17 protein-coding genes and 1 pseudogene are annotated in these 17,372 nt (G+C 44.4%); 12 read left to right on the top strand and 6 right to left on the bottom strand.

Annotated features, from left to right (window positions below):
• Positions 1–46 precede the first annotated feature (46 nt).
• On the bottom strand, positions 47–1,213 hold the full coding sequence (locus tag DW922_RS06130; RefSeq protein WP_182431707.1) for a helix-turn-helix domain-containing protein: 1,167 nt from the start codon (positions 1,211–1,213) through the stop codon (positions 47–49).
• A gap of 118 nt (positions 1,214–1,331) precedes the next feature.
• Between DW922_RS06130 and DW922_RS06125 the strand changes: the two genes are divergently transcribed.
• Positions 1,332–2,090, top strand: a complete 759-nt coding sequence (locus tag DW922_RS06125) for an SDR family NAD(P)-dependent oxidoreductase (protein ID WP_118542912.1) — start codon at positions 1,332–1,334, stop codon at positions 2,088–2,090.
• 246 nt (positions 2,091–2,336) lie between these two features.
• Positions 2,337–2,738, top strand: a complete 402-nt coding sequence (locus DW922_RS06120) for a DUF1344 domain-containing protein (RefSeq protein ID WP_243032083.1) — start codon at positions 2,337–2,339, stop codon at positions 2,736–2,738.
• Between the two features lie 319 nt (positions 2,739–3,057).
• Here the strand turns inward: DW922_RS06120 and DW922_RS17960 are convergent.
• Positions 3,058–3,312: pseudogene (locus tag DW922_RS17960) on the bottom strand (Trk family potassium uptake protein); the annotation flags it as partial.
• An 867-nt stretch (positions 3,313–4,179) separates the two neighbouring features.
• Here DW922_RS17960 and DW922_RS06100 point away from each other — a divergent pair.
• Positions 4,180–4,650, top strand: a complete 471-nt coding sequence (locus tag DW922_RS06100) for a methylglyoxal synthase (RefSeq protein WP_118542914.1) — start codon at positions 4,180–4,182, stop codon at positions 4,648–4,650.
• Between the two features lie 122 nt (positions 4,651–4,772).
• Here DW922_RS06100 and DW922_RS17955 read toward each other — a convergent pair whose 3' ends face one another.
• Entirely contained in the window at positions 4,773–5,441 is a 669-nt protein-coding gene (locus DW922_RS17955; protein ID WP_243032082.1) for a hypothetical protein, read from the bottom strand.
• Between the two features lie 733 nt (positions 5,442–6,174).
• Here DW922_RS17955 and DW922_RS06090 point away from each other — a divergent pair.
• The 8 genes from DW922_RS06090 (at position 6,175) to DW922_RS06055 (ending at position 15,127) form a co-directional block, all read left to right on the top strand.
• On the top strand, positions 6,175–7,245 hold the full coding sequence (locus DW922_RS06090) for an extracellular solute-binding protein (protein WP_118542915.1): 1,071 nt from the start codon (positions 6,175–6,177) through the stop codon (positions 7,243–7,245).
• Positions 7,229–8,944 (top strand): histidine kinase, encoded by a 1,716-nt coding sequence (locus DW922_RS06085; RefSeq protein WP_182431709.1) that lies wholly within the window; start codon positions 7,229–7,231, stop codon positions 8,942–8,944. The genes DW922_RS06090 and DW922_RS06085 overlap by 17 nt, the downstream gene beginning before the upstream one ends.
• 25 nt (positions 8,945–8,969) lie before the next feature.
• The gene (locus tag DW922_RS06080) at positions 8,970–9,743 is read left to right on the top strand and encodes a response regulator (protein ID WP_118542917.1); all 774 of its coding nucleotides are present in this window, start codon (positions 8,970–8,972) and stop codon (positions 9,741–9,743) included.
• Between the two features lie 126 nt (positions 9,744–9,869).
• Positions 9,870–10,991 (top strand): ABC transporter substrate-binding protein, encoded by a 1,122-nt coding sequence (locus DW922_RS06075; protein ID WP_118542918.1) that lies wholly within the window; start codon positions 9,870–9,872, stop codon positions 10,989–10,991.
• 79 nt (positions 10,992–11,070) lie between these two features.
• Positions 11,071–12,750: an iron ABC transporter permease gene (locus DW922_RS06070; protein ID WP_118542919.1), complete on the top strand. Its 1,680-nt coding sequence runs from the start codon at positions 11,071–11,073 to the stop codon at positions 12,748–12,750.
• A 12-nt stretch (positions 12,751–12,762) separates the two neighbouring features.
• On the top strand, positions 12,763–13,833 hold the full coding sequence (locus DW922_RS06065) for an ABC transporter ATP-binding protein (RefSeq protein WP_118542920.1): 1,071 nt from the start codon (positions 12,763–12,765) through the stop codon (positions 13,831–13,833).
• A gap of 10 nt (positions 13,834–13,843) precedes the next feature.
• A complete protein-coding gene (locus tag DW922_RS06060) occupies positions 13,844–14,545 on the top strand; it encodes an MgtC/SapB family protein (protein WP_243032081.1) in 702 nt (233 codons plus the stop codon).
• A 246-nt stretch (positions 14,546–14,791) separates the two neighbouring features.
• Positions 14,792–15,127, top strand: coding sequence for a hypothetical protein (locus tag DW922_RS06055; RefSeq protein ID WP_118542921.1), 336 nt, complete (start codon positions 14,792–14,794; stop codon positions 15,125–15,127).
• A gap of 197 nt (positions 15,128–15,324) precedes the next feature.
• On the opposite strand, the gene DW922_RS06050 is transcribed toward DW922_RS06055, so the two are convergent.
• Both DW922_RS06050 and DW922_RS06045 read right to left on the bottom strand, forming a co-directional pair.
• On the bottom strand, positions 15,325–15,603 hold the full coding sequence (locus DW922_RS06050) for a hypothetical protein (protein WP_118542922.1): 279 nt from the start codon (positions 15,601–15,603) through the stop codon (positions 15,325–15,327).
• Between the two features lie 4 nt (positions 15,604–15,607).
• On the bottom strand, positions 15,608–15,835 hold the full coding sequence (locus DW922_RS06045; protein ID WP_118542923.1) for a hypothetical protein: 228 nt from the start codon (positions 15,833–15,835) through the stop codon (positions 15,608–15,610).
• Positions 15,836–15,962: 127 nt separating this feature from the next.
• Here DW922_RS06045 and DW922_RS06040 point away from each other — a divergent pair, with 127 nt between their 5' ends.
• Positions 15,963–16,223 carry a hypothetical protein gene (locus DW922_RS06040; RefSeq protein ID WP_118542924.1) on the top strand — a complete coding sequence of 87 codons (261 nt, stop codon included), beginning with the start codon at positions 15,963–15,965 and terminating at the stop codon, positions 16,221–16,223.
• Positions 16,224–16,502: 279 nt separating this feature from the next.
• Here DW922_RS06040 and DW922_RS06035 read toward each other — a convergent pair whose 3' ends face one another.
• Complete coding sequence (locus tag DW922_RS06035) at positions 16,503–16,940, bottom strand: JAB domain-containing protein (RefSeq protein ID WP_118542925.1); 438 nt, start codon at positions 16,938–16,940, stop codon at positions 16,503–16,505.
• Positions 16,941–17,372 lie beyond the last annotated feature (432 nt).

Here is a 17,372-nt window from a genome sequence, read left to right as displayed (position 1 = left end):
AGAAAATAAATTTACGAAAACAGAATATAAAACGGTATTTTGTGAATTATTTCTTTTTTATAAGTGTTTCCTTCCATTTTTCAGGTCCTATACCGATTTGTTTTACAAAACATTTTGTAAAATAACTAGCATCTCCAAAACCGCATTGATCTGCTATTTCGCAAATCGGAAGAGAACTGTACTGAAGAAGTTTTTTTGCATGTTCCATGCGGCAGGACAGAATATAATCGGAGGTAGTCTGATCGCATTCTTTATGGAAACGGGAGCAAAGATAAGTTCTGGATAAATGACATGCGGCGGCAATATCACTTAGACGGAGACTGGAAGTAAAATTTAGACGGATGTAACGGCGTGCGGTGGCGATTCCTTCAGAAAATCCGGTTTCTGTCTGCAAATGTATCTTGTTAAAAAAGGACGAGATTAAAGCGCGGTGGAATTCTGCCAATTCTTTTGATGTTCGGCATCGTTCCCATTGTTGGCGTTGATAGAGGATGGAAGGTATGGAATGCTCTTTCAGGTGTTCGTGAAGAACGGAGGAAAGCAGCAGAAATTCTGTAAATACCAGTTCCCTCATATAGGAAAACAATGGAGAAGAAGTCAAAAGAAGTGTCTGTTCCCATGTTTTGGAAGAGAGAGTCAGAGCCTTTGGATCCTGAAGAGAAAAATCCCGGACACAGTCCATGTACTGGCACGCATAGTTATGGGCGGTCTGGTCAGCTTCATGAATCAGGAAAAAGGATTCCGAACTGGTCAGTGACTTCTTTATACGGGCAGGTGTGATTGGTGTGAATGGTTTTCCAAGTTCCTCTGAAAGATAGTTGAGCAGTTTATTAAATGTTTCCTCATCAATATGGGTGAGAGAATGGAAATAAATCAGGAGCTCCTTTGTGGGCTTTATACCATATTCGGCCAGAAGAAGGCGAAAATCTGTTTCTGATAATGTTTCTGTAAAGATAGGGCCGATTAGCAGATAATCTTCTTTACGTGGAAGTAATAAATTATGAATCTTAAATGGAAAGCAGATATGGCAGGGAGTCTGGGAGGCATGGAGGGCAGAAATATCCATGGTCTGGTAGAACTGGTTAAGGAGGCTTACCAGTTCTAATGGACAGTCTGTATTTACCTGTTTTGGATCATCCAGAGGTAATTTCAGGATATAGGCAGGAAGTTTTAACAGTTGAATGAATTCTTCCAGGTGTGTTTCATTATACATAAAGATCATCATTCCTTTTTTAATTATAGAAATATATTACTATAAAACGAAATATATTTCTATAGTAAACATGGAGAATGTGTTATGATTTTAACAAAAAGAAAGGCGGTAATCTGGAATGAAAAATTATATGGATCTGACTGGGCGGGTGGCAATAGTAACAGGTGCTTCTTCCGGCTTAGGATATGAATATTGCAAAGCATTGGCAGAGAATGGTGCAAAAGTGGCTGCCTTTGCCAGAAGAAAGGAAAAGCTGGAAAAGCTGGCAGCAGAGATTAAAGAAGCCGGCGGCGAATGTCTTCCAGTTCCCTGTGATGTAATGGAGGAAGATCAGATTATTGCAGGAGTTCAGAAAGTCATTGATACATATGGAAAAGTGGATATTCTTGTAAATAATGCAGGTTCTATGGCGTATTGTCCGACTACTGAACTGACCTTAGAAGCCTGGGATAAGGTGGTGCGCTTATCCATTACGGGATATTTTTTAATGGCAAGAGAATGTGCAAAGAGCATGATCAAAAATCACTACGGACGTATTATCAACATTGCCAGTATGTATGGACGGATTGCATCTTTCCATCATCCAATTTTGGCTTATAATACTACCAAGGGTGCTGTGCCAAACTTTACGAGAGGGTTAGCGCAGGAATGGGCTCAGTACGGTATTACTGTGAATGCCATTGGCCCAGGAGAGTTTCCATCTGAAATGATGGTATTTGATGATGCAGCTCTGGAAGAATTAAAAAAGAGGTGTCCGATTGCCAGACCAGGTAAAATAGAAGAATTGTGTGGTCAGCTGCTGTTATTTGCATCTGAAAATTCTGCTTATACTACAGGTCAGACAATCTATATTGACGGTGGTTGGACATCTGTATAGTATCCCTGATTTAGTTGTATGGTTATGAAAATGAAAAGATCTGGATCCCAGACAATCTGGGATTTCCAGATCTTTTTGCACCCTGAAAAGGGCAGTTCGTATACTGATGCGTGACGTTACGCATTGGTTTCATATCTATATGAAAAAATAATAAAAATTTTGAATCCTGTGAAACTTTTTCGGGTGCTAACACGTCTAATTAGTGTAATAAAAATAGAATAAGATCTATAGTTTGGAGGCTTAATTATGATGAAAAGAAATCTTATTGCAATTTTAATGATGACCGCTGCTTTGGCGTCCGGATGCGGGGCTAAGGCATCTGATACAACCACAACTGCGGCAACTCAGGCAGAAACGACCCAGGCAGCAACAACTCAGGCGGGAGCAAGCCAGACAGAGACAACACAGGCTGCATCTCAGGAAGCAGAAGCAAAAACGGAAGTGATTACAGGAAAGATTGAAGAAATCAAGGACTTTATGTTTACAATCGAGAATGATCAGGGCACATATGCCATGACATTTGATACTGCACCGGAAGGTCTGGCAGATGTAAAGGAAGGGGATCAGGTAACGGTAACCTATACAGGAGAACTCAGTGAGGTAGATGCTTTTACCGGAACCATTATTTCAGTAGAAAAGGCAGATTAATAGGAATACTAGCCCAAGAAGATCCAGCATAGTACGGGCTGCCGGAGCTCCTCATAAGGCCTGGCAGGTCGGCTTATGGTGAAAAGGCACAGACAGATGATTACAGCATGAACCGCTGCTGCGTGGAAGTCAAAACCATGTAGCAGCGGTTTTTCTTTATTTTAATCTGGCTGACAGGTGTTTCTATGATTACATCATAACCGCAGCATTCGGTATCCAACTCCGATGTGGGTTTGAATCTGCGGGGGAGAGTCTGGCGCTGATTCCAGTTTTTCCGGCCTGGATCTGGCCTCTGCTGTTCCATGCGCAGATGATTTTTACGCAGCAGGGCCAGAACCGATTGATCCACCGTCTGCCCGAAGAAGGACCAGTAGGTTCCGGTATCCACAACGACTAGGCTGGTAACGCAGACAGAGGTAGTGGAGGTAAAAAGGGCATCCAAGAACGGGGTGACGTGGTGACCGCTCGAAGATATAGGAAGCATCAGGAGCAGGGCACCGGCCAGGATCACTCCGGCGAAGCCTAGAACAATAATCTGAAATGAGTTTAATGGTTTTTTTACAGGAGATTTCATGGATAAACTCCCATTCTTTGCAAGCTGCCTTGCTGCGGTTTTCTTACTTATCATTATAGAAAAGTTGAATTTAAGAAGGTACAAAAGTATTCTGCCCGGTGTTAAGACGGTATAAAGATATAAATTTTCTGGTGCAAATCCTATATATGGAAGAGCAATTTTTCGTAATGCGTCGTAATTTTCGCCATATGCAATCGGATATCCTCAAATTTTCTTTGCTCCCTCGACTTTTTTCTCCTCCCGATAGGGTGTCTCTTGCTTCTTTTTCTTGTTTGCCGGCGCATCAGCGCCGTTTTCACTTACCTTTCCATTTTCCTTTCTTTTTATCCATTGAGTGCGCCGCCTGATGGCGGCAAACGCCTGAGGGCGTGCGAACAAGGTAGCTGGAACGTAGCGAAGCCAATTTTCTTTCGGGAGGTCAAAAAAGTAGTGGGAGAGAGGGAAAAAAGGGAGGTTATCCAATTGCATATGGCGAAAATTATGACGTATTATGTGTTACTGCTGCTCTTTTAGATAAATCGGTATTATTTTAAGATAAAAACTTTCTCAAACTACTCCTTATACGCTTCTTTTCCTTGCTTTCCAGGCTCAATTGTTGTAGAATGAATGCGACACACAAATTTTCATACTATTTCAAAATTGATCGTTCTCTTTACCGGGGACGATCAATTTTTTTGTCTGATTTCCATATCCTATGACTTCTCTACGTATCTGAAATTTCTGAGCTCTGCATTCCCATATATTTCAAGGGCCGCTTAAAAAGATAAATTTCTATTATTGCAACATCGAAAATAATTCTCTTGTATCATGAAGCATTCTGTGTTACGTTGTAGATAATCCATACATAAGAGAAAAGGAGAAGCGCGCATGTCCCAGGAATACATTACCTTTACAATCGGGCAAAAAAAGAATATTGCCCTGATCGCTCATGACAACGAAAAACCGAAACTGATTGCATGGTGCAAAGAGCATAAAGCAGAGCTGGAGAAACATAATCTTTACGGAACAGGCACAACGGCCCGCATGATCACAGATCAGACCGGCCTTACTGTAAAAGGTTATAACAGCGGCCCATTAGGTGGAGACCAGCAGATTGGCGCCAAGATTGTGGAGGGTGTCATTGACTTCGTGATCTTCTTTTCGGATCCACTGACAGCGCAGCCTCATGATCCGGATGTAAAGGCTCTGATGAGAATTTCCCAAGTCTACGATATTCCAATGGCCGTCAATAAATCTACTGCGGATTTTATGATCACATCCTGTTATATGAACCGCGATTACCAGCATGAGGTAATCAATTTCAAACAGCATATTGCAGATCGGGCAGAAACGCTGTAGGTGTCTGCCTGAAGCACGAAATAAGACCGGTCCGTCACGCCGGTCTTATATTTTTCTGCTCATTCAAACTTGAATGTTTTTCTTTGTTTGGAATATGCTGCAGCCTGGCCATACATTTACATTTAACTGCTGCGACCGTTTCTTAAGAGCTCCTGCAGGATCCCATTCCAACACCTTTTTGCTTTCCGAATGCCCGTATATGAAAAATTTAAATATTCCGTCCAATCAATAGAAATATGTAAGAAATTGTTAATCCCCTCTTTTTCTTCCTCAGAAAGAGTCGTATCCGTACAAATAAAAGCAAGCCAGTCCTTGTGGTTCGATTTGTTCCTTAAGCATATGATTTTCACCGGAATTGGAGTTTCTTTTCCTACCATAACATTAACAGACAGCAGATATTTTGATCTGCCACGGCGCTTTTTGTTCTTGGAATAGATTTCTTTGATACTCAGCTGTTTACCGCCGTATGAGTATTTAATCCGGCTGCTCTTTTTGATCATGGCAATCACATCCATGCCTTTTGAATGGATGGTCGTGATCTGTGCCGGGTTTGAAAACCAGGAATCAAACGGAACATAGTCAGCATTCAGTCCCACGCTGAGGGCAGTGTCCAGCAAGTCCATCATTGCTTCTGGAGCTTTTGTCTGAGCAAGCCTGCATCTTTTGCCAGCAATGGTTCTGTTATCAAAGTCCTTTACCGGACCGATGATATTTGTAGCTTTTGCAGATGCCAGCAGACAGCTGTTTACAGGGATCAATGTATTTCCATCACTCCAGCTTAAAGTAAGCATTCGGAATCCTTTTTGGAAACGCATATCCGTGTGGTCAAAAACTTTTGATCCCAGTCTGTTTTCTTGCAGCTAGTACGGTTAAAAAGACTGTCATCAATGATGAAGACATTTTTTCTGCTGTCATTCGTCAGACCTTTGATGTCGCGATTTACGATATCTGCAGCAAGAAGAGAAGTGAAACGAAGCCAGTTTGTTTTTGCGGAATTAAGGAAACGATAGAACGTGTTCTTGGAAAACGCTTCCTTAAAGGAACCGGTCTGTTGCTGCATATACATACTTCTTCCGACAAAAATGTTACTGAGTTTGTAACGAAGCAGAGAAATCGGAGAAACGCCTTTTTCTTTCATGCCATTACATCTGGCAAGAAGCTTGCCGACATGGTGTTTAGAAAAAAATCTCTGAACGCAGTCAATTAGGGCTTTTTCATCAGAATGGTTTTGTGGTATACTGGACATGGCATAAATCTCCTTTGTAAAGATGGTTTCTAGTCAATTCCATTATACCAAACGGAACAGATTTATGCCTTTTTTATTGGCTGAAATATTGAATTTTCAAGGTTCAACACACCATATCGGTGTGGGAAGTTTTAGTAACTAATTCCAAATGAACAAACTGTATAGTCAACTGAATTGATAACATTGCAGCGAAGGGAACTGTATTGCGCAGTTCTCTTTTTTTCTTTCCTTTCTTTCCTTTTTGTGATATATTTGCACAAAAAGGAGGGGAATAAAACGTGAAAAAACATTATATTGCAGGAATCAGCCTGTTCCTGTGCTTTCTCGCCGGTTTCTTTTATTTTTGCTGGATCAGACGTTATCCCATACTGGAGATGCCAGATGCAGCAGACCAGAAGGATTCCCTGATCATTTATTCCTGTGAGAGAGAATCACTGCTGGATGCGGCCATCCCGCTTTTCGAAGAAAAATATGGAATTTCCGTTTATACGGTTACTGCGGAAAGCAAAGAGCTGTTGAAGATGATAAGCCAAGAAAGCAATGGAGTGCCACAGGCAGATCTTCTTCTTGGTGGATCTCTGACAGATCTCAATGAACAGAAATCTCTTTTTTTACCCTATGTTTCCTTCAATGATAAATATCTTCTTGCTCCTTACCGGAATACCTGTGGCTTTGCTACGAATTATGTGCTGCATGGCAACTGTCTTGCAGTGAATCAGACGCTGGCTGGCCGGTACGGAGAGATAAAAAGCTATTCGGATCTGCTGCGCCCGGAGTTTTACGGGGAAATTGCGCTGGCAGATCCTGCAGTGTCTTCCTCTGGATTTGAGCAGCTGGTCAACATTCTGGACACCCACGGAGGTTACCAGTCTGATGAGGCCTGGGAACTTGTAAAGGAGCTGCTTTATCAGGCTCCCCGTGGAATTTATGAAAACACTGCGGATGTCTATCAGCGGATTGCTTCCGGGCGTAGCATGATTGGGCTGTCCCGGGAGGATTCCTGTGCCCAGCTGATTCAGGAAGGCGCGGATCTGAAACTGATCTATCCGGAAGAGGGGACGCTGTTTACGCCGCGCACAGTAGCTATTTTAAGAAACTGCTCCCATGCAGAATATGCAAAGCATTTTGTGGATTTTCTGACGGGAAAAGATATGCAGGATATTCTGGGAACTCTATTGACCAGCCGTCCGGTGCGGCGTGATGCCCAGACCAGTCTGTTTTTGCCGGATATCGATTCTATTCCTGTCATTCAGGCAGATCCAGATGATTTTGATGCGCACCGGGAGGAAATTCTGATGCATTATGAACGTATTCGAAGAGAGGCGGAAAACTATGAACCAGGAAATTAAGTCATCCTCCAGTATGAGCCTGAAGGAACGCCTGCAGCGCATGGTCTGGTACCGCCTTTTGTTTCTGGTTGGAACCGGTATCCTTTTGTTTGCCACAGGGATGTATCTGACAATCGAAGTGTCGAACCGGAAGAATCTGGAGGAAAACCGAAAACTTTTTGAGTCCGCGTTTCTTCAGGTTTATGATTCTTCCAAAAGCTTTCTGACAGGAAATGAACTCATGGAAACCTGCCGCCGCTGCCTGTTGTACGATGCGGCACCGTTAAATCTGCGCTATCTGCTGTATAACCAGAATGCGTCTTCCCCGGTGAACGCAGATCTGATTTTAACGGACAAAGGACGCAATGTGATTTACAACAGTTTCCAGAATGGGGAATGGAACCAGTACCGCAAGAGTTTTAACCGGGCAGTCTGCGATAATACATTTGCCCATGCGGAAAAAGATGTTTATTTAAGTGTTTATTATCTATCTGGAATGTCATCAGAACTTGTTCTAGCCACGCCGGTTATGATTGATGGGACACCTCAGGGTTATGTATCCCTGTATCTGCATGGGGCTGACTGGGGGACATTGTTGTCTGTATCAAATTTCGAGGGTGTAATCACCGATTACGCAGGAAGAGTCATTTACAGCAGCAGGCACAGTTTTATTCAGGATATCAACCGTTTTGTCTTAAACGGGCACTGGACTGTGATGCTGGATGAAAACCGTTATGAAGTATCGGCCCGCAGTCTGCTGGACGGGCAGGTAGTCGTGTACTCTCTGGTATATGATCCGCCAAACCGGAGCCTGTTTCTGATCGGAACGCTGCTGATTCTGCTTTCCGGCGCATTCTGGTTTTTGATTGCCCGCAGTATGACGGCGGTTATGGCCGCAGAAAATGCGGCATCGGTAAAAACGCTGATTTCTGAGATGGATATCATCGAAAACCAGGATCCGCTTTACCGGGTCAGTCTGGATACCGACGAGGAATTTGCCCGGGTAGGAAGCAAGATCAATCATATGTTAGACAGTATCCAGGAACTGCACCGGCAGAACACAGAACTGATTCAGTTAAAACAGGCGGCGGAGATCAACCAGCTTACGGCTCAGTTCAATCCGCACTTCCTGTACAATACGTTGGAAAGTCTCAGGAGCGGCATGCTGCTGGAACCGCAGAAAGCAGACCGGCTGATCCTCAGTCTAACCAGGATTTTGCGCTACAGCATTGATGACCATAAAGAGGAAGTGCTGCTTTCGGAAGATCTGACTTATCTGAATGGATATCTGGAAATTCTAAAATATCGTTTCGGAGAGCGCTTTCAGTATGAGCTGTTTCTGGAGGATGAGTGTTTGAACTGCCTGGTACCGAAGCTGCTTTTACAGCCTATCATAGAAAATTCCATCAAATATGGGTTTCAGAATCAAATGGAACTGCATGTCTGGGTAGATGGTTATGTTCAGGATCAGGTGCTGAATTTGTCTGTGACGGATGATGGAGCTGGTATGGCGGAGCAGGATCTGGAACAGCTGAATGCAACAATCCTGCAGTCGGATAGTGCGCATAAGGGGCTGCGCAGCATCGCGCGCCGGCTGTTTTTGCAGTATGGAGAGGGAAGTGGCATTGCTCTGCGCAATATAAAAACGGACGGGCTTCAGGTGATGGTCCGCATTGTCTGTCCCAAAGAGGACGAAGACGGATGGAAGCAGATGAAGTGAAGTATGACAGAAGGAGATGGACATCATGTATAAACTGATGATTGCGGAGGATGAAGAACCAATCCGCCGGGGACTGGTTTACACGATTCCCTGGAAAAAAATGGATTGCTGTGTGGTTGGAGAAGCACGCAATGGAATGGAAGGCGCACAGCTGATCCGGGAAAAGCATCCGGATATCGTGCTGGTCGATATCAATATGCCGGTTATGGATGGACTGACGATGCTGCGGGAAACCAGAGACTGCTCTTATTCGGCCATTATCCTGACCGGATATTCCGATTTTGAGTACGCGCGCCAGGCCATAGAGTGCAGGGTAACGGCGTATTTGCTGAAGCCGCTCTGCCTGGAAGAGATTGAGGATGCGGTAAAGCGGGCAAAGGAAGCCAGAAAGATTGCAGAGGTTTATACTTCTACTCTGGAGAACAGGGAGCGCCTCAAGGAGGCATCGCCCATTCGTTCCTATGGAAAAAATGGGATGGAGACTGCAGTGGCAGCAGAAATGCTGGCCTATATTGAGCAAAACTACAGCCGGAAAATCTTGATGCAGGACCTGGTTTCAGAACTTCATTACAGTGAGACATTTTTAAACAAGCGGTTTAAGGAGTCTACCGGCATTACCTTCAATGAATATTTAAACCGATACCGCATTCAGCGGTCGCTGGATCTGATCGCAGGCGGAGAAACCAATCCTTCTGTCCTGGCAGAGTGCTGTGGTTTTGGGGATTACAAGTATTTTAACCAGGTATTCCGAAAATATATGGGCTGCTCGCCCCGTGAATATGCCAAGGCAATTCAGTGAAATAGAAAAACTGTTTGGGATTTTATCCAAATGAAATGGATTTTTGGTTTTTCTTTTATACATATTTGCTATAATTTGATTATAAGAAAGCTCGTGATAAAAAAACTGAAAAAGGAGGACGTATCTATGAAAAAACTACTCACTTCACTTCTCTGTGCATCCATGGCAGTTGGACTGAGTGCCTGCGGCGGAGGAAATTCTGTTCCGGCAACTACCGCAGCACCTGCATCCCAGGCAGAAAGCGCAGGAGAAACTTCTTCTGAGGCTGCAGAGGCCGCTGAAGCGCCGGCATCTTATGAGGATGTAACCGGAAAGGTTGTAATTTACACATCCATGTATGAAGACATCATTGATGCCATGAACGAAAAGATGGAAGAAGTATTCCCGAATGCGGACATTGAATTTTTCCAGGGAGGAACCGGAACCCTGCAGTCAAAGGTAGCAGCAGAGATGGATTCCGGAAAGTTAGGATGCGATATCCTGATGGTTGCAGAACCGTCTTATGCACTAGAATTAAAGGAAAAGGATTACCTGCATCCACATAAGATTCCGGACGCAGACAAGCTGCTGTTTGACTACGATCCGGACGGTTACTGGTATCCAGTGCGGAACTTAAATATGATCCTGGCATATAACCCGGAGAAAAACAGCAAGGACAGTCTCCCGACTTCCTTTGAAGATTTTGCAAAAGACAGTGATTTAAAGGGTGCTATTTCCATGGGCAACCCGTTAACATCTGGAAGCTCCTACGCAGCAGTGGTTGCGCTCCTGGACAAATATGGTGAAGATTACTACAAACAGCTGGCTGCACAGGAAGTAACCGTAGAGTCTGGTTCTGTTGCACTGACCAAGCTGGAAACCGGTGAGTGTAAAGAAATCATGATTCTGGAAGAATCCGTTTTAAAGAAACGAGAAGAAGAGGGTTCTCAGCTTGAAGTCATCTACCCGACCGATGGCGTAATCTGCATCCCGTCTCCGATCATGATCATCAAAGATGAGCACAGTGCCAACAACAATATTGAAGCATGTGAGGCAGTGGAAGACTGGTTCATGTCCCTGGAAGGACAGAAATATATTGTAGCAGGCTGGATGCATTCCGTTCGCAGCGATTATCCGAACGCACCATATGATGCAATTCCGACAAGCGAGATCGTTTCCAATTCCATGCCGATTGACTGGGAACGCTGCTACAAAGACCGCGAAGAAATCCGTACATTATTCCAGGAAAATGTAACGGTTCCACAGTAACAACACGAATGGATATCTGGTATGGGAGGGGCTGAATCAGCCCTTTCTGTCATACCTGGAGGGAAAGAAGGTGTGACACTTGAAAAAAGAGAGATATTTTGATATCAAGTGGGTGATCATTCTGGCCATTGTTGCATTTCTGGTCGTATTTCAGGTCTTCCCGCTGCTGTATCTGATTTACCGTTCCTTTTTTACGGACGGACATTTTTCCCTGGAAGGCTTTAAGCGGATCTATTCCTATTCCTTAAACTGGACCTGCCTGAAAAATACACTGATTACGGCCGGTCTGTCCATGGTGTTTGGTGTGCTTCTGGCATTCCCGTTGGCCTGGCTGGTGGGCCGCACGAATCTTTACGGAAAAAAAATTTTCCGAACCCTGTTCGTAACCACGTATATGGTTCCGCCTTATGTGGGAGCCATGGCCTGGCTGCGTCTGTTAAACCCCAGCGTTGGAACCCTGAATGTACTGATCCAGAATCTTCTGGGTCTGGAAAAAGCCCCCTTTAATATTTATTCCATCGGAGGCCTTGTCTGGGTACTGACAACATTCTATTATCCGTACGCGTTTATCACAATCTCCCGGGCAATGGAGAAGATGGATCCGTCTCTGGAAGAGGCATCCCGCATTTCCGGCGCATCACCGCTGAAGACTGTTTTCACGGTAACATTGCCGCTGATGTTTCCAAGTATCGTAGCTGCAGCACTTCTGGTTTTTGTATCAGCAGCGTCCTGCTATGGAATCCCGTCCATCATTGGAGCACCGGGACAGATTTACACCGTTACGACTCGAATCGTGGATTACGTGTACATCGGATCCCAGGAAGGCCTGACGGATGCGACGAACCTGGCGGTATTTCTGATGGCTATTGCGCTGATCATCCTGTACATATCCAATTTCGTGATTGGGAAACGTGAGTACATTACCGTATCTGGAAAATCCACCCGTCCGAACATTGTGGATCTGGGCCGCTGGCGGATTCCGGTTACAATCCTGGTAAGCTGTTTTGCAATGATCGTGGTCGTGATCCCGTTTGCATCGGTGGTTGCAACTTCCTTTACGGTAAATATGGGCAAGTCCCTGTTTGAGCCGGGCAATCTGACCTTAAAATACTGGCATGTTATCACATCACGAAAGTCAATCTTAAGCTCCGGACGGAATAGTATTATTGCTGCAGTCTGGGCAGCATCCCTTGGAATGATTGTCTGTCTGATCATGGCATATCTGCTGAAGCGGACCAACGCCAAAGGCAGAAAGATTCCGGATTTCCTGATCACCGTAGGTTCCGGAACACCCAGCGTTGTAATCGCGCTGGCGCTGATCATGACCATGTCCGGAAAATTCGGCATCAATATTTACAATACTATGCTGATCATGGTAATTGCCTACATGATCAAATACATGCTGATGGGCATGCGCACAGTGGTTTCGGCATTCTCACAGGTCAGCCCGTCGCTGGAGGAAGCGGCTCAGATCTCAGGCGCAAAGTGGCTGCGCCGGTTAAAGGATGTCGTGTTCCCGCTGATTGTTCCGTCTATTGTTGCCGGCTGGTTTCTGATCTTCATGCCATGCTTCTATGAGCTGACGATGTCAAACCTGCTGTATTCCAATAATACCAAGACGCTTGGCGTAGAACTGTTTCTTTATCAGACTTATCACAGCCAGCAGACTGCATCAGCGCTGGCATCAGGAATCCTTCTGGCTGTCATTGTCCTGAATATCCTGTTGGGCAAACTGACAAAGGGCAAGTTCTCTATTTAAGGAGGTTCTCATATGGCTGAAATTAAGATTGACAAGGTATCCAAATCCTTTGGAAAAGTAACGGTATTAAAAGAATTTGATTCCGTTTTTCGGGATGGAGAATTTATTACATTCCTTGGCCCGTCCGGCTGTGGAAAAACGACGATGCTGCGCATTATTGCAGGATTTGAAAAACCGACCACCGGATCTGTCAGCATTGATGGAAAGGTAGTCAGTTCCAAAGATGTATTCGTTCCACCGGAAAAACGCGGAATCGGCATGGTATTCCAGTCCTATGCAGTATGGCCCCATATGAATGTGTTTGATAATGTGGCTTATCCGTTAAAGATCCAGAAGGTTCCCAAGGATGAAATAAAAACCAGAGTGGAGAAAGTCCTTGAAACCGTGCATCTGAAACAGTATGCAGACCGGATGCCGGCACAGCTTTCCGGCGGCCAGCAGCAGCGCGTGGCCCTGGGTCGTGCCCTGGTTGCAGAGCCGAAGCTGCTTCTACTGGATGAGCCGCTTTCCAACCTGGATGCAAAGCTGCGTGAAAGCATGCGTTATGAGATTAAGGAAATCCAGAAAAAACTGCATATTACGGTAGTCTATGTAACACATGACCAGATCGAGGCCATGACAATGTCAGACCGGGTATTTATCATTAACCGGGGAATTGTTCAGCAGGTTGGCACTCCGCTGGAGATTTACCGTCATCCGGCGAACCAGTTTGTGGCAGACTTTGTAGGCAAGGTAAATTTTGTAAAAGGAACAGCAGAGCGCGGCATAGTGCGTTTAAAAGGAATCGACCAGTCCTTAAGTTACAACGGTCCGCTGACCGGGGATGTGATCGTGGCAATCCGGCCGGAAAATATCCAGCTGACAGAGGCAGAAGGACACCTGAGAGGAAAGCTTGCGTCCATGTTCTATCTGGGTGATGTGAATGACTGCCGTGTGGATATTGGCAATACGGAGCTGCGCGTGACTGCGGATTCCATGACCTACGACACGCTGCAGGCGGGAGCAGATGTGGGCCTGGTTCTTCAGGATTTCCTGGTTTATCCGGATGATGGAGATGAGGATTTTAACAAGATCTTGACCTAAGGAGGCGCCTATGGGATTTTTGACATTTGGCTCTCTGGGAACTATTTCCGGCCCGACGATGGTGCTGAGACTTTTTCTGGCGGGTTTTTGCGGTGGTGTGATTGGATATGAACGTGAAAACCGGCAGAAACCGGCAGGACTCCGTACCCATGTGATCATTGGCGTAGCATCTTCCCTGATGATCATCATTTCAAAATATGGATTTTATGATGTTCTGGCGAATCATATCAACGTGGATCCGTCCCGTGTAGCGGCCAGCGTGGTCACCGCGGTAGGATTTCTCGGATCCGGCGTGATTCTTACCAGGAATAAGACCGTCAGCGGTATCACGACATCGGCCGGAATCTGGGCCACCGTAGGGGTTGGTCTGGCCATTGGTTCCGGACAGCTTTTTCTGGGAGTCGTTGCGACGGGAATGATCCTACTCGTAGAACTATTTCTGGGGCGGAGTATCCGTTTCTCTCCATCAGGACCGAATGTGACCCGCATTACCGCGGAAATTTCCGGAGATCAGGCAGAACTGTCTGCCCTGAAAGAAAAAATTGAAGCCCAGAATTTTAAGGTTCGGCGTTTTGAATTTACACAAAAAGAGGGAGAACCCATTAAGGCTTCCCTTCTGGTTACTCCGCTGAAGGGCAGGAATGTGATTGATATTCCGGCACTTAAGGAAAGCTGGATTCTGTCACTGGAGGTGAAAGGCCGGCTGGTGTGACCTGTACCAATAAAAAGACATTGCACTGGCGGTATTTTCTACAGTGCGGTGGCTTTTTTGTGTTCGTTGACAAAATGGTTGTCAGTATTATCGTGAAAGAATGGAGACAGATTAGAAAGTGTGCTATACTAGGTTTCATAAAATATAGCTGAGTGAGAAAATGAAAAAATAGACAAATCCAAGCTGTGAAATAGGAGAGAAAGAACATGGCAGGCAGTCATACGCTGGAACAGGCGGTCCACCAAAATGCAGAGAACAGAATGGATCCCAATTTTAAAAGCACTGGGCAGAATCAGTGCGGACACGATCGCTGCGCCGATGAACCAGCCGCCATTTTCCCGCTCTCCGCTGGATGGCTACGCGGTACGGCATCAGGATCTGGAACTGGCGGGGAAAGACAATCCGGCGGTGTTGCAGGTAATTGGCTGCGTATGTGCCGGTGACCCACCGCAATATACAGTAGCGCCCGGACAGGCGGTGCGGATCATGACTGGAGCGCCGATCCCGGAAGGTGCCGACTGTGTAGTGCGCCAGGAAGATACTTCGGTAACCGGAGTACATACCGTTGCTGTGTTTCAATAATTGAAAGAATACCAGAATTACTGTTTTGCAGGGGAAGACATTGCCAAAGGACAGATTGTGCTGCAAAAGGGTGAAAATAATCACAGCAGGCATGATTGGGCTTCTGGCGAGTTAGGGAATCACGCAGATAAAGGTGCTGGAAAAAATCCCTTAATTTCCAGCCTGAAATAGCCCTAAATGCATCTCAGGCTGGAAATTTACATGTTATTGGCACCTTGAATCTGTGCTTCAGTCATACACATATCATGTTCTTTCGCAAATTTAAGAGCTCCCTTTAACCCTTTGGTTTTTTCTCCTTTCAAACCTTCGAATGCTACTTTTACATCTATCATATAGCAGTATTCTAAAAATCTTTTCATTGTCTTTTCCTTATGGCTGTTCTTAAATAATAATTCCCGTACAGACATCATATCTTCATGATAGAGAAGAATAATGATATCTCCATACCTGACTGCAAAATAGTATTCCGCTAACATTTGATCACTCCTCTTCAGGTTTACTGTGCAGGTATTGCATGATTTCTTCATAGCTCCGTCCGCTCTGTGCTATGGCATCCAATAGCTTTTTCTGACGAAGTGCATCCCGCTTATCTAACAGATCTTTTAATGTTGCTGCCGCAACATCATATCGCTGTTTTGCTTTCACCAGATCCTGCTGTGCTTTTTCAATTTTAGTATCCAGCAGTTCTGCGTTTATTTCACGTGCCATATTTACCGCCTTTCTTTCTGAATGTTTGAATTCTTATGTCGCAGGCAGAAATTCACCTGCCGGGAATATGATTATAATTTCCAAAGTGGTGGAAATCCTAAATTTTAAATGTCAGGAGGAATATTTGATGAACTATATTATTATCGTTGCAGATTGTGACTGCATCGTTTCATTCTATTCATTTTGTGGAACAGAAAAAGATATGCTTAGTGTGCTGAAGAAAAAAGCAGAGGAACGCCGACAGATACTTGCGGAACATGTAACCGGTATTGAATATGATGAATTTACTTCTTCCTGGCACATTAATATTCTTAGTGATAATCTGGAAGTGACAGAAAGTATCGTTGCAAAACCAGTAGACTTAATCGAAAGTCTTAAAGCCAAGTAGAACATGTGATAAAACAAGAGAAGGTGAAAATCCAGATGTCACAGTGATTGCACCACATAGAGAGGTCAGTTTAAATGCGGATAACCCCTCTCTACTTCCAACTATTCGTTAAACCAGTGTTTAGCGAATAGTTATGAACCACTATCCTATCGTGATTTTGGGTATGTCAATGTAGGTAACTTCCTAACACAGCAAAAATCCGTCAAAAAGATTTCCGATCATCCTGATTCATCCAGGCTTCACAGTTATTCACAACTTTTCAGTTTTCTGCAGTTTGCTTTACGCATCCATTTCTTCCTGATCTAAACCTATGTCGATTAACGATACACCTGGGTTTTCCTTTTTCATGCTGTAAAATGTATCCTCACCGATGATTACATGATCCATTAAGCAGATTCCTAATATTTCCCCGTCCCATGCAATCTGGCGTGTTAATGTAAAATCTCCGTCCGACGGTTTTGGTACTCCGCTTGGATGATTATGCGCAACCGCGATGGCCACCGCATTGGCCACAATCGCACCTTTGAATACGTTCTTGATCTCTACATTGCATTCATAGCTTCCCCCGATTGCTATAATTTCCACACCAATCGGATGCAGCTTCATATTGAGATACAGAACCACAAACTGTTCTCGGTCCAGCCCATCAAAAACCGGCTTTATTACTTCCACAATTTCTTCCGGAGCTGCAATGCCGGTCACTCTGCGCTCTTTCATTAAATCACGATCTTTTTCCAGCCGGACCCTGTATAGACTGATTCTCTGTGTATTTTTTTTGCTTTTTCCCCTTCGTCGCCTCTTCTCCCCATTATGTTTTAGCAAGCATCATTCTTTCCAACTGTAGCTATTTCTGCATTTCATAGCTCATGTCTTATCATCTTCATAAGTGATTGTCTATTATCTGTAGGAAAATAATCTTCCAACAATGATGATCAGGAATATGGATGGAACTGCTTGTATTCATGCGTATGCTTTCACTTATAATTATATTATAGGCAGATTACATGTTTTTTCCAATCTTTTTCTAACTTTATGGTCATTTTTCTGTATTCGTAGAATATTTTCCATATAATGTTTACGTTTACTAAGTAAACGTAAACATTATTTACATTCAGTTCTTTAGATGACACGATATATCACGAACTATTG

It is taken from the genome of Clostridium sp. AM42-4 (assembly GCF_003480105.1).
In the GTDB taxonomy this organism is placed as follows: Bacteria; Bacillota; Clostridia; order Lachnospirales; family Lachnospiraceae; genus Brotaphodocola.
This window is presented reverse-complemented; position numbering and strand designations above follow the sequence as displayed.